General features: G+C 54.0%; 10 protein-coding genes. 8 read left to right on the top strand and 2 right to left on the bottom strand.

All coding sequences use genetic code 11. The annotated features are described in order from the left end of the window. Positions 1-39: 39 nt before the first annotated feature. The 3 genes from P8935_RS11405 (at position 40) to P8935_RS11395 (ending at position 3196) form a co-directional block, all read left to right on the top strand. The gene (locus tag P8935_RS11405; protein WP_348265123.1) at positions 40-819 is read left to right on the top strand and encodes a hypothetical protein; all 780 of its coding nucleotides are present in this window, start codon (positions 40-42) and stop codon (positions 817-819) included. Positions 820-920: 101 nt separating this feature from the next. Beyond that, the gene (locus P8935_RS11400; protein ID WP_348265122.1) at positions 921-1307 is read left to right on the top strand and encodes a hypothetical protein; all 387 of its coding nucleotides are present in this window, start codon (positions 921-923) and stop codon (positions 1305-1307) included. A 542-nt stretch (positions 1308-1849) separates the two neighbouring features. Next, the gene (locus P8935_RS11395; RefSeq protein ID WP_348265121.1) at positions 1850-3196 is read left to right on the top strand and encodes a neutral zinc metallopeptidase; all 1347 of its coding nucleotides are present in this window, start codon (positions 1850-1852) and stop codon (positions 3194-3196) included. Between the two features lie 12 nt (positions 3197-3208). Here the strand turns inward: P8935_RS11395 and P8935_RS11390 are convergent, their stop codons facing one another. Further along, positions 3209-4873 carry a HEAT repeat domain-containing protein gene (locus P8935_RS11390; RefSeq protein ID WP_348265120.1) on the bottom strand — a complete coding sequence of 555 codons (1665 nt, stop codon included), beginning with the start codon at positions 4871-4873 and terminating at the stop codon, positions 3209-3211. 260 nt (positions 4874-5133) lie between these two features. On the opposite strand from P8935_RS11390, the gene P8935_RS11385 reads away from it, so the two are divergent. The 3 genes from P8935_RS11385 to P8935_RS11375 all read left to right on the top strand — a co-directional run bounded on the left by P8935_RS11385 (position 5134) and on the right by P8935_RS11375 (position 7930). Then, on the top strand, positions 5134-6246 hold the full coding sequence (locus P8935_RS11385) for a hypothetical protein (RefSeq protein ID WP_348265119.1): 1113 nt from the start codon (positions 5134-5136) through the stop codon (positions 6244-6246). Positions 6247-6438: 192 nt separating this feature from the next. Next, complete coding sequence (locus tag P8935_RS11380; protein WP_348265118.1) at positions 6439-7362, top strand: hypothetical protein; 924 nt, start codon at positions 6439-6441, stop codon at positions 7360-7362. 106 nt (positions 7363-7468) lie between these two features. Next, positions 7469-7930, top strand: a complete 462-nt coding sequence (locus tag P8935_RS11375; RefSeq protein WP_348265117.1) for a hypothetical protein — start codon at positions 7469-7471, stop codon at positions 7928-7930. Between the two features lie 401 nt (positions 7931-8331). Here P8935_RS11375 and P8935_RS11370 read toward each other — a convergent pair whose 3' ends face one another. After that, positions 8332-8466 carry a hypothetical protein gene (locus P8935_RS11370; RefSeq protein ID WP_348265116.1) on the bottom strand — a complete coding sequence of 45 codons (135 nt, stop codon included), beginning with the start codon at positions 8464-8466 and terminating at the stop codon, positions 8332-8334. A 1101-nt stretch (positions 8467-9567) separates the two neighbouring features. Between P8935_RS11370 and P8935_RS11365 the strand changes: the two genes are divergently transcribed. After that, positions 9568-11481 (top strand): outer membrane beta-barrel protein, encoded by a 1914-nt coding sequence (locus P8935_RS11365; RefSeq protein ID WP_348265115.1) that lies wholly within the window; start codon positions 9568-9570, stop codon positions 11479-11481. 191 nt (positions 11482-11672) lie between these two features. Continuing rightward, entirely contained in the window at positions 11673-12812 is a 1140-nt protein-coding gene (locus P8935_RS11360; RefSeq protein WP_348265114.1) for an efflux RND transporter periplasmic adaptor subunit, read from the top strand. The last annotated feature ends 12 nt before the right edge of the window (positions 12813-12824 follow it).

The following is a 12824-nucleotide window of genomic DNA, read 5'->3' as shown; positions in this document are numbered from 1 at the left end:
CTTCTTACTTATGACGAATGGTGTAGGTGCGAGGACAAAGTGACTGAACCTTTTGAGATACCGTCAAGGCTTTTGAGAGAGCTAAATGAAGCCGAATCAAAGCACTTGACCTATGCACAACTCGAAGGTTTTGTAGACTCCAGGCTTGAATCCACTGAGGAAGAATTCGTGCGCGCCCACCTTGAGTTGTGTAGCCAGTGCGCGAGGGAAATGCAGGATCTGAAATGGTTTACTGAGTCTTGCCGCTATCGGGAAGTTGCAGCTGCGTCAGCCGCTCCCTCCCCGCGGCGCCGCTTCTGGGCGGTTCTCGGGCAGTGGTTCAGAGTTCCCAGTCACGGGTTGATTCTGGCGGGAGCGACGATGGCCATGGTAGCAGTAGTCGCCGTTCTAACCAAGCTCCACCAACCATCCACCAGCTCACCAATTGTGGCGTCTAAGGCCGCGCCGACGAGTTCACCCTCGACGGCCGTCGCGCCCAAGCAAGAGAGTACGGTATCTTCTCCCAGGCCGGAATCAAACCTCGAGGCGTCCGCGAAGCCGGAGACGGTTCTGGAAGCGCCATCCAGCGTTCAAGGAGCAATGGGATCGAAGCAACCCAGGTATGGCCCGCGGGTATTGTCTGCAATCGAGGCCCTCTCCTATCGCGAAGAGCTGGCTCAAGCACCCAATGATCCTGAAACCCGGGCAGCAATCGCGATCAAATACGGGCTGTACGGCGAGGCAGAGAAAGAGTATCTCAAGATGGAAGCAGCCGGCGGCCAACAGGCCGAAAAAGCTCGTGAGCTTCTGAAGAAACTCAAACGGTTGCGCGGCCACTAAAAAATATTTAGCAAATTTACCAATCTGCAGTCATGCTGCTCACCTTCAGTGTATGTAACGGCAAGGGGAACAACCCAAGCCAATGCCAAGGAGGATGAGAGATGAATCCGGTCAATCAAATGAGCAATGAGAAGAGGGCGAAGGTCGCCCTGGCTATTGGAACCGCGTGCCTGGCAATGTGCGCGTTGGCAGCAACCGTCCCGGTGCTTCGCGTGATCGCATTTGAGGCACTTATGCACGTGAGCGGTATGGTGATCGGCTTCTCAGCCATGTGTGTCTGCTTCTCGATCTCAACGCTGTCGAAAGATCCGTCTATTCCAGTTTGGTTGCGCATTCTGGGCAGCGCTTTCCTGATTCCTGCGTGGGCGGTGTTTGTGGTGGTGTTGGGATTGATGGGAGGCTGGATTCTGCTGGCTCTACCGCTCTTTTTCTTTGTCGCCTGGTTTGCCGGCGGACGTCCAACGTGGAAGCAGATCAACCGCGGATGAAAATACTGATTCAGGGCCTTGGCAGCAGTAAACTAATATGCCGCAGCCAAGTACCCCGAATCGATTCCCCAAACCACTAGCGAGCTCTCCGGTATGAAAACTCTGCAGGTCGAATGGAGAGTAGGTTCACTATGAAACATCCATCAAGTCGCGCCGAAAGACGGCATCAGAGATTGAGGATAGTCGCATATCGTCGCTCGAAGAGAGTGAGCGGGGCGAGAGTTCCATGGACAGGACATGTTTGGGGAAAATATTCAAAATGGAATGGCAATTGCGGCTCCACAATGTGTCATGAAATGAAGTATTTCAAACATAAACGCAAGCGCAGAGCAGCACTGAAGGGTGCAGGCAAAAACGAGGAAAATGTTGATGTCTCTCTGCTAGGTTGTGAGGTCAGCTGACGACTACCAGGTCGCGAAGTCGATCCAGAAAAATAGAAGTCTGAAACAGAATGAAGGCTCGTTCGACACCGTGGGACGCTTTTCATCGTTGGGCCGAGCGATTGGAAAATCAAAATCCAGTGGAAAGGTGACGGAAGGCAAATGCTTCTGAGGACTGTCAGAACAACTCTGGTTTTCTTTGCGGTCATCCTTACGGCCAGCGGCATTGCTGCCGCCCAACTGCGCTTTTCCGATGCGCAGATCCGGTCCGAAATCAATGACATGCAAAGGCATCTTGTAAAGGTTTGGACGGCGATTCTCGGATCGAGTTTCGACCCTCCCAGGCTCGTCTATTACGATAGCCCCAGAAAAACCGGATGCGAGGAAATCTCACCTGGGAATGCGTTTTACTGCAAGAAGGACAACACGCTTTATATCGACATCGGTTTCATCGCGGATGTCGATCGAGAGGCATCAGAGCATTTGAAATCCCCTGGTAACTATGCTGGACTGGCTGTTGTAGCTCATGAATTTGGCCATGCGGTTGAGCACAATGTCTCTCCGTTACCCGGCACGGAAGGCGGTGCGGACTGTTTTGCCGGGGCTGTATTCGGTTTTGCAGCCGCCAACAACGACTTTCCCGAGTATGCGTTTGACGAGGCGTTATCCTTCTTAAGCATCGGGGGCGACGATACCGTCCTTGGCTTCAATCCCAACGATCCTAAAAATCGCACTCGAGTCATTTACACATGGATGCTGTTTGGCCCACTCGACCACGGCACCGTCGTTGAAAGACAGTCGGCGTTCCTCCGGGGATTTTACGGTGGCCCCGATTTCTGTAGTGGCACGCTGAAAACTCCCTCGCCGCGGACGGGCGGTGACGCGCTGGTTTCGCACTCTCTACTGCTATCTCAATCTACTGTTACCTCTACTCAGAATTGCCTTGTGACTCCAAGCTCAAAAGGGATCAGAGTACGTAACTACGGCACTGACGAGAATTGCGTCATCAACTTGTTGCCAGCTGCAACGTTCCTGCCGGAACACGTCCGGATCGAACTATCTGTAACTTTGCTGCCGAATACGGCGGCAGGTCGCAACAGCAGGGCGGGCATATATTACGGCGACAATCGATCGACTACCAGACTCGTCCGCTTTGGATATGCGCCGCAGACCTCCACGGACGCAAAAGTTGTAAACATGGATGGTCAACCGCACGTTGAAGAGCCTGATTTGCAGGGTTACTGGTACATTGGAAATGTTCCCCACCCCACAAGCGGAGCCCAGCACCTCACCCTCGACATTCATCATGAGGGCAAGAATGTTTATTTCATGGAGTTCCTCAATGGAATAGCCGTTAGTCACAACGAGTTGTGGCAACACGGAACCCGATACAGGCGACTCAATATTGCGGCCATCGCTAGTTCAGCAGATCAGGCTGGGATATGGGTGCGCGGAGCCGGCTCCGAAGCGATCTTTTCCGATTTTCGCGTGACGGCCATTTATCGCTAAGAGTTGACCCGTCTACCGTAATTGTGATGGGTCGGAGCCTAGCCATTCACGAGCCATTTCAGCGTAACTCCGCACGCGATCACTTTCGTCGGTTGCCAAATCCAGCAGCGCGGGAATGGCTGCTTTTACAGTCGGCAGGCCCATCTGAGACAAGCACTCGGCAGCACAATATCGCTTGTATTCGTCGGTGTCGCGCAGGCGGTCGATCAATATCTCCACCGCCGAACTCGCGCTTTCTGGTCCGATCGCTTCGAGCGCCAGGGCTGCCGGGGCTTGAGTATCTTCATCCCACTTCTGCAGCATCCGTAGTAATTCAGGCACCGCGGCGCTCGCCAGCGGACCCATGCAAGCCAGGGCCGCGGCTGCCGCATCCGCCACAGAGTAATACTGCAATGCATCGATGATCGCGGGTATTGCTACCGCAGCTGCGCGCCCGCTTCGGGATAGGCCCCAGATCGCGTCCCTGATGCGATCCCTTTCTGCGGAGTGTACGAGCGCGGAGTGCAAGATTGGCACCCCGCGCGCGGCAAACCTCGGTGCGATGATCGCCATCGTCAGCGCCGTCTGAAAACGTACTTCCTCGTCCTGGTCCTCCATCGCTGAAAGCAGCCCTAAGACCAGGGGGAACATGACCGGGACATCGATGCGCCGCAACAGATCGGCGGCAGCTGCTCGAATGCCGGAATCCCTGTCGGTAAGCGCGTCGATCAGTTCGTCCTCAAGGCTTGCGAGCGTGTCGATCAGTCCAGGTTCGAGGCCCTCATCGGAGTATCGGATCCATCGCATTTCCGACGCCGCCACCGGAAACGTCAGCGGGTTCCTCTCCCGAAGAATATTGAGAAGTACTGGAGCCGCCGGATTTGCCTCTGGTGGACCGATTATGCTCAGAGCGTTGGCGGCAGCGCGCAGAACTTCGACACACTCATCACTCAATGCCTCGACGAGGGCAGGCACAACGCCCATGTCGGTATAAGGTTCGCGATCCGATTTTACTTTGCGGCCTAATTCGATCATTTCCAGCGCGCATGCCGAACCGGCACGAACGCACCAATCGGGAGAGCGCAGTGAGTTGAGCAACTGAGGGACTGCCGCGGCGCCAAAGAACTCGAGTACCCAGACAATGCTGGAGCGGCGGTCTTTGTCTTCCTCTTTGAGGGATCTAATCAATGGCGCGATGGCCTCCTCAGGCCGGGGTTCAGCGTAACGGAGTACTTCCGCAGCACCTTTGCGCACGATCCAGTTATCGTCGTCTATCGCTTTAATCACTGCCGGCATTACCGAGGGGTCTACCTTGGCGATCTGCGCGAGAGCCTCAGCCATCGAGCTATAGATAGTCTTGTCACCCTGGGTAAGCAAGGCCAGGAGGGGCGCGGTTGCGGCACTCCCGAAATTCACCAGCGCCCGAGAAGCCGGATCGGAAGCCGCCCAAAAAGCCAGCGCTGCCTCGATCAATGCATCAGGAATTTCCCCTTGAAAACGCGGTTGGATCGCTGCAAGCGTGCCGCGGGCAAACGCCATAGCCTCATCCGGAATCAATTCGGAATCAATTGCCTCGGCCAGAGCCGGCACCGCTTCCACCCCACGTTTCAGGATCTCTTCACGCGCCCTCTGCCGCACATTCTCGCTCTCGCTACCCAGGGCTCCAATGAGGTCCCAAATATTCTCTTGATCTGTCATTGGTCATCACCTCGATTCGAAAATCATCGCAACCTGAAGCCAGTCCATTTGGATCACAGTTCTCCGCCAAAGCCCACCTTCCATCAGGTGCAATGAATATAGGCGCGTGTAAGCGCAGCAGATTGGTAAAGAAGAAATTTTCCACGAATACCAATTTGCGCACTCTGCCCACGCCTGAACCAGAAGAGGATTAGGAATCCATGATCTCCAAACAATACCCCTTCTACACATACTGCTTCGGAACAATGGGCAGGACACTGATGACGGCTCGCAGCACTGGTTTCTTTCAGTGGTTCCATCTCGTCCAGACGGAACAAGCCAGGGAAGAACCAGGTCAACTGACTCGCTTTCGTCCCGAAGGCAAAAAATTTCACGAACTTTGTTATCTCGATGTCCTTGAAGCTTCAGACGGCGCAATGGTGCAAATGGAGCTCGTGGTTTCACGCCTTTTCATCGAGGGAACGAACCGGCTCTTTGCTCAGGATCTGGTCAAGAGTTTTCTGATTGCGGCGTTACCTGATGCATGTCAACATCTGTTAGCGGATTTTATGAGAGAAATCAATACACCGGGTGCGCGCGGAATAACACCGGGGTCTCTCGTTTTGGCGGGGCAACGAGACGCGTGGGCTACCCAGACGGGATGGTCAAGATTGGCTTTAAACAACGTTACTCACGATAACGAACGCGTGTTCGTTGTGCGGGTATGCCCGAATCCCGAGGCGCCCAATGCCACCCTTGTTGGAGGCAAATCGAGCCATATGCGTAAACTTCTAGCGCTCTTCGGACTGACAATGTCTTTGTTGGCATGCCACAAACCACCCATCCAGCCAGAGGTTTCGCTCAAGGGCACCTGGGATATGACGTCGCAGCAAATCTCTAACTGCGGTAAGCCGGTTCCGGTGAGGATCGAACGGATCAACTTCACTGTGCAGGATGCACCTTTACTGAATCGCGCGGAGTCTTCATTCGACTTCCAGAAAGCCAACGTTACAGGAAGCGTTTCGATGGCACTCCATCTGGAGGGCGCGCATCCCGGTATGGCCGACTCCGGAATTCTGGTTGGTGAAATCGTAAAAGACTCAGCTGCAGGGGAAGCCGGAACCCGGCTTCAGGGATACATTCTGTCGGAGGCGGAGTACGGAGCATGGGTCGCGAAAAACAAGCAGGGTTTTCCGCCCACGGACGCCGGCGAAGTGGACTTGGCAATCCAAGGCAATGCCGCGCAGGGCTATACCCTCAACGGGGAAATTCGTTCCAGCGAAGCCTGCGCAACTTACACGCATCTGGACGCCGTTGCGGGGGACCTGACAGGTCATTTCGGCCGAAGCGTTCCCGCTGAATGGTCGGCCAAGGTTTTACTGCAAAAGAAGTAGATCCTATTGCGGGTCGACGGGAATGGCGCTTACAACGGAGCACTCGGCCTCGAATTGGCCGGCTTCATCGAGCAGTTGCGCGCACTTTGATCGCTACAGCGGTTCCGCAAAAAAATAGCTAAGAGCCACCAATCTGCCGCCGCGTTCGCCGCCATTTCTTTTTGAAAGATTAAAGGGAGGAGTGGCAGGAAGATGAAACTCACAGTCGCAATCGCATTCGTTGCTGCTTTGTTCGTTGTGCAGTCCCGCGGGGTGGCGCAGTCGGTGGATCCTTCGCTTGTTGGTAACTGGGAGATGACGGTTCCAAACGAAGCCGGAGCCGCGCTTTGGGTATGGGAGGTTCGGGCAAACGGAACTTACGATTTTCATGCCGAAGGACCAGGCAATGTTCCTTCGCATCATGGAATCTTCCAGGCCGCCCACGGACAGTATGTGCTGAAGGCAGCCAACCTGGATTGGCAGGATACCGGGACCTACGACCCGCCCGCATACGGCATTGTGCGAATGACCAGCAGCCGTCTTGGCACCGGCTATTGGACGCAGAGACCAACAGCTGTTCAGACTCCGAGCAAGAGTTCTAAGGAATCTGACAGCGTAGATGACATGATTAAGGGCCTCGAACAAAATGGCATTGGAGAAGATGCAGAGTTCGGCCACTACGATAAAACTGCTTCGGACAGGGCAAAAGCGAGGAATCAGAACAAGATCCAGATCATGCCATACTTCGGAGCGGTATTGGCTGGAGCCAACAGTAACAAGCCCGTGGTTCTCTTCTATAGCGGCGGAGACGACATCAATGCGCTGATCTACAGTGATGCGATGGCTGCGCTGGCTGGAAGAGCGCAATTTGGCCTGAACGACGAAAACGAGCCTGATCTGACAATGACGAACGCACCCCAGAGGTCTGGAATTCAGAACCACACTTTCCCCCGTGTGTTGATCATTAAGCCGCTTGTCACTCCCGATCAGATCATCGAGTTGGCTAAACAGCATCCGGGGCAAAAGAAAATCGATTTGCCGACCCTGGCGGAATTTGAGTGGGAATACCTGGGCGCAAAGTCAGCAAAGGAGTGGGCCGCGATGATCTCAACGGAGTTGCGCAAGTTGGGTTATTGAGGCGAGTGAGTCCTGCGGATTGCTCACCGGCGCGGAAGGTCCGCAGCTTTCCTAGTCCATGGCGCCTTCAGCTAAAAAAAGGTGAAGGATCGAAGCGAGCATTCAGATGATCAGAAGGGCGACAATCAGGGTGGCCGGTTATGCGCTGAGTTCCGCAGTGGCCGCCGCTTTTTACATCGGTTGGATCATGGTGGCAGGAGGTCCCGGAAGCTTTGAGACTCGCCTGATTGGAGCCCTCATCCTGTTCGTGTTCGGAGGCTTTTTACTGGCACTGATGCTGATGGCTTTGCCTTGGGCCCTCCTCGTCTGGATATCCAGCAAGGCACAATCGCTCACGGCATCGTACTTCGCCTGTTCAGGTGCCGTATCGATGATCCTTCTCGGTTGCGCGGCATCCTCGGCATCACCCAAGCCGCTCTTCGTTGAAGACCAAACTTTCTGGGAGGGCTTCCTCATCGCTCTCGAACGTCAGGGAGCGTGTCTCGCCCTCTCCGGCATGATCATCGGCTTCGGATACTGGTTTTTAGCCGAGAAGAGAAAGAACTCTTCTCGCCACACAACGAAGTGAATCTGATCCTGATTTATGTAATCGGGTCCAACGTTAGTCAAATCTCAATGGGAGGGTCGACCGTCCCCGATTCTGCGACGCGAACAAGCGCATGTTTTGTCTTGTTTGCAAATCCGTTTGCTTCACTTTGACGTCAAACCGCCTTCTCGTAGATTTGCCTCGTACACAGCACGAGGCAATCAATCCGAGTTCAAGTTGACGAATAGGCGACCATACAGACATGGGGCCTAAGTTGCTTTTGTCGGTGAGCACTTTGGTGATGTGTCGCTCTTCCATTAAGGAAACTGTATGTACAGATCTATTAACCGCTCGACAGGTTTAGGGCGCAATCTAGCCAATCGTCTTGCGCTCACTCGAGGAAGTCCCTTCCCCATCGATCATGTATATCTCGCGTGTCGGAATCATTCCCATATCCTGTAAGAATCCGAGGCCGATCGCCTTTGTCCTCGCGTCTCACGGTAGAAGTTGGCGAGCACTGCAACCAGGAACGACACGCCTCCGCCAACGATTGCGGAGAGAACAATTGAAGTGGTCATCACATGGTCTCCTTCGAGCACAACTGGAGTGTAGACTGCCAAACCTAAACAAGGCCTAAACATCGCCTAAGGCTTTCATAAGGTGGTGTCTCGTGTGCTTCCTCACTCTCCCTATCCAAATATGCAATTAACTCGCACGCTTCGTATTCAAGTGGCGTCCGAGGTAGGTCATCAGGCACTAAAGGCTACGGAAAACCTATTAAGGCCTTACTCTTCCGTGGCGGATAGGCCAGTTCCCTATACCAAGGATGCTTGTCGCTGGTTCTAGTAACGGCGTTTCTTGCAAATACTTTGTACAAGCGCGAGCTGACGGAAAGAGGAGACTCAACAGATGAGAGGATCGCTGGAGCACACTAACGATATTCAGGCAACGACGAATATTCAACACCTACCTGATATCTAAACTCCCAAGGACCGTACTCTGCAGAGAATTAGAAGGAACAAGCACCCGCGGTCTGACCAGGAGCCTGCGGTCGCAGAGATTGTGGTGCGACTTGCTGCGGCCCTAATGATGATCGCAGTCTGCGCGCAGGTGATCTCTCGATAAGAGGTACCAGAGAATTGCATGCTCCCTGTTCTGTATGTCCGCTTCAGAATGTTGTTCCTTAATTAAATCGGTTCGTGTTCATGCGTTCTTCATGTATTACATTTCATTCTGAATCCATCATCGCTTTCGTATACCAGCAGAGTGATGGTTACGCGATCTTTGTCGTGTAACGAATCGCATTTCTCCGCGAAACGCCGTAGTCAGTACTTTCCAATCTAATAGAAATCAATTCGTGCGGCCCAGGTTTAGCCCGCAGCACGATAGGGTGTCCCACGCTCCAACGCAGTGCTGTGTTTCAGAATCAACATGCTTCTTTTATGAATTCTGAACATTCGACTTACGGTTTGCTTATGGATAGTCGACTGAGATTGAAAGTACAGGCGGTGCAAGATCGCTAAGGCCCGCTCAAATGACGCAACTTCGGAAGCATCATCGGAATAACAAATCGCAGTCTTGCCACCTGTAGTCATGTCCGGGCCAGTCGATTCCGATGCTGCATGGGTTTAACAAATTGCACGGTCTTCCTGATTCCAAGCAGAAGATGAGGGGTAAAGATGAAAAGCACATTTCGATTGGCACTGACACTCTCTCTCCTTATGGCATGTTCTCCAATATCCGGTCTGGCGCAGATGGCTGGGGCGACCTCACCTTCTTCAGAATCGAGGACGAGTGACGATTCAGCTGTTGACAAGGGGTCCACGTCGTCGCCGGCGACCACAACGAAGCAGGAGTTGAGGCCAGGCGTCGAGCAGAAGATCGACTTGCTTCAAAAGCAGATTGACGAATTGCAGAGTGAGCTAATGGCGGTTCGCGCCTCAGCGCATGCTGACGCTGATTCATCTGCGCTAAAGACTGCAGAGAATACTCTGATCGCGGGAAGTAACTCTTCAACATCAAGCGGTTCAACACTCGGTGCTGCACCTGCTTCGTCGTCGGCATCGCCTGGTTTCAGTTCATCGATTGCTGGACAACAGCCCGCGCCCGCGGCAGAGGCAGCTGCGCCCGTTAAAGAGATCAGCGCCCAAACAACAACAAAAGGTGAGCCCTTCGAAGGCGACTGGACTTGGCTCAACAGCAACGGCCATGCATCTGACAGCCCCATGGCCACGAAGTACTTCACGCCCGAGTTTCGCGCTGATGCGAATTACACGTTGGATTACAACCATCCGAAGGACGACTCGCTCGGTGGCTCAACCGAGACATTTCGCTCCGATGAGTGGCAGCTGGAGCAAATCAGCATCGGCGGCGACATCCATATCGACAATGTTCGTGGCCGCATCCTCACCATGGATGGTTTGTTCGCTACAACTACGCCGCGTAACGACGCCACTCCCAGTCGAGGCCAATGGGACCTGTCCAATGCGTACAAATATGTCTCTGAAGCGTGGGGCGGTTACCACTGGGATGTAGCACACGGCCTCAACGTCGACGCCGGTATTTTTGTCTCCTATATCGGTCTCTTCAGTTATTACAACTTTGACAACTGGACCTATCAGCCTTCGTTCGTTTCGTCCAATACACCGTGGTTCTTCAACGGCCTGCGCATCCAGTATTTCCCAACCAAGAAACTCAAGATTGAGCCTTGGATCATCAATGGCTGGCAGTCCTATGCGCGCGCCAACGGGAAGCCTGGCCTGGGCGGACAGATTCTCTGGCGTCCGAAGCCCTATCTGGACTTTGTGTGGAATAACTATGGTTTGGGTGAGGATGTAATTGGCCAACCCGGACGCTCGCGCGTTCATGCCGACTACAGCGCACAGGTCAAAGTGTATGACAATCCCTCAAAGCTCCTGGATAAGATCGCCTTCACTGTGACAGGCGATCTTGGCTGCGAATACGGTGGAGGGCCGGCTCTGGGAACCTACGACCCGAAAGGCAATTCTCCTGAGATGGGTTCTAACTCGACCTACGCTGGTGGCGTGAATTGCCATAGCTCCAAGAATGGGCGGCCCAAGCAAGACTTCGTTGGATGGATGATGTACAACCGCTATTGGTTCAAGAAGGACCTTTACGCAGTAACACTGGGAGGCGGCCAGATGAGTAATCCAGGTCGCTACCTCACTTTGCTTCCGCCTATCAATGGCGCCACTGCTTTCTCGGGCACTCCGTACTTCACAGAGAATCCCGGGGATCGCGCGCAGATGCACGACGGCACGATTACGTTCGATTACATGCCGAGCCAGTTCATCACTTTCCGCCTGGAAGAGGGCTATCGCTACTCGGATGTCCCTTATTGGACCGGTCGCGGGGGCATTACGCCTCCCGGAGGAAACAACGGATTCCCGACGCAGTATGCATGCGCGAGCGGTGCGAACTCCGGCTTCGGATATGGCAGCCTTGCGGCTGCAGAACTGGCTTGCGGCGCTGGAGCGAACGCAGGAACATCTTCCGGACTCAACTCCATCTGGTGGCCGGATCTGCGCACGAACCAGACAGTCAGCACGATCGCAATCATGGTCAGATTCTGAGAAGCGAGCATGAACGACGGAGGTCGGACTTGTGAGTGGCATCCGAACAGCATTCAGGTTCCGATGCTTCTCATAGGTCGACGATCTCGACGTTTATCAGTTGCGAGTTCCTTTTGTTGTGAAGCAACTTCCAGATGCAAACCAAAGTATTCGGCTCGAAATACCTCAACAAACTGAATCGACGAGACGTCATGAAGCGAACGGCAACTAGCATTCTTTTCTCGATGATGTTTGCTGCTTTTACTTGCGCATTAGCTGGATGCAGGGAAAAGCATGCCGACGCTGCGACCGAGGCTCCTCCTCCTGCAAAGGTGGTGCAAGACATTAACGTGGCCAGTTGGTCTGTTGAAGATCCGTCGAAGTATCCGCTCGTGACGTCAGAGCCTCATGAAGCGGCTGCAAGGCTCATGGTAACTGGGACGGTGGCTCCTGATATTGCGCGCACTGTTCCCGTAATCTCACTCGCATCGGGTCGCGTTGTTGAGATCAGGGCGCGACTCGGCGACGAGGTAAAGAAGGGCCAGGTACTACTGCGCCTGCGCAGTGATGATATCTCAGGCGGATTTGCCAACTACGAGAATGCAGTTGCTGACGAGGAACTAGCCAAGGCCCAGTGGGAACGGGCTCAGGATCTCTACAAGCATGGAGCAATCGCGCTCAATGACCTGCAAATCGCAGACGATGCAGAGAAGAAAGCAAAGGTCGCCAGGGATGCCGCAGCCGAGCATCTGAAACTGATGGGCAGCACAGTCGACCATCCATCTGGAATTGTCGATCTGGTAGCGCCGGTCTCCGGAATCATCACAGATCAACAAGTAACCAACGCGGCAGGAGTGCAGAGTCTCGGTACAAATCCGTTTACGATCTCCGATCTCTCTTACGTGTGGGTTGTTTGCGACGTATACGAAAACGACATTCCTAATGTGAAGATCGGCGACACGGCAGAGGTTCGCCTCAATGCGTTCCCGGAAATGGCACTGAAGGGAATGGTGAGCAATATCCTGCCCATTCTTGATCCGAGTATCCGTACGGCAAAAGTGCGCATTGAAGTTCGCAATCCGGGAATGCTGCGCCTGGGCATGTTCGCGAGCGCGACATTCTCCAGCCTGAAGAAAGAAAAGCACACCATTGTGCCCGCATCAACCATCCTTCGCCTCCACGACCGGGATTGGGTCTATGTGCCGGCGGCAGGAAACAAGTTTCAACGCATTGAGGTAATCGCCGGTGATTCACTCCCCAACAACATGCTGGAGCTGATCTCTGGCCTGCAGCCGGGGCAAAAAGTGGTTGTGAATCCCCTTTCGCTGCAAAACGAAATCGATAACAAATAGTTCCGTCGGAGC

Source organism: Telmatobacter sp. DSM 110680 (assembly GCF_039994875.1).
GTDB lineage: Bacteria > Acidobacteriota > Terriglobia > Terriglobales > Acidobacteriaceae > Telmatobacter.
This window is presented reverse-complemented; position numbering and strand designations above follow the sequence as displayed.

Bases quoted from the DNA above. Each gene is read 5' to 3' on its own strand.
- P8935_RS11400 (WP_348265122.1), top strand. From the start codon at position 921: ATGAATCCGGTCAATCAAATGAGCAATGAGAAGAGGGCGAAGGTCGCC.
- P8935_RS11395 (WP_348265121.1), top strand. From the start codon at position 1,850: ATGCTTCTGAGGACTGTCAGAACAACTCTGGTTTTCTTTGCGGTCATC.
- P8935_RS11390 (WP_348265120.1), bottom strand. From the start codon at position 4,873: ATGACAGATCAAGAGAATATTTGGGACCTCATTGGAGCCCTGGGTAGC.
- P8935_RS11385 (WP_348265119.1), top strand. From the start codon at position 5,134: ATGACGGCTCGCAGCACTGGTTTCTTTCAGTGGTTCCATCTCGTCCAG.
- P8935_RS11380 (WP_348265118.1), top strand. From the start codon at position 6,439: ATGAAACTCACAGTCGCAATCGCATTCGTTGCTGCTTTGTTCGTTGTG.
- P8935_RS11375 (WP_348265117.1), top strand. From the start codon at position 7,469: ATGATCAGAAGGGCGACAATCAGGGTGGCCGGTTATGCGCTGAGTTCC.
- P8935_RS11370 (WP_348265116.1), bottom strand. From the start codon at position 8,466: ATGACCACTTCAATTGTTCTCTCCGCAATCGTTGGCGGAGGCGTGTCG.
- P8935_RS11365 (WP_348265115.1), top strand. From the start codon at position 9,568: ATGAAAAGCACATTTCGATTGGCACTGACACTCTCTCTCCTTATGGCA.
- P8935_RS11360 (WP_348265114.1), top strand. From the start codon at position 11,673: ATGAAGCGAACGGCAACTAGCATTCTTTTCTCGATGATGTTTGCTGCT.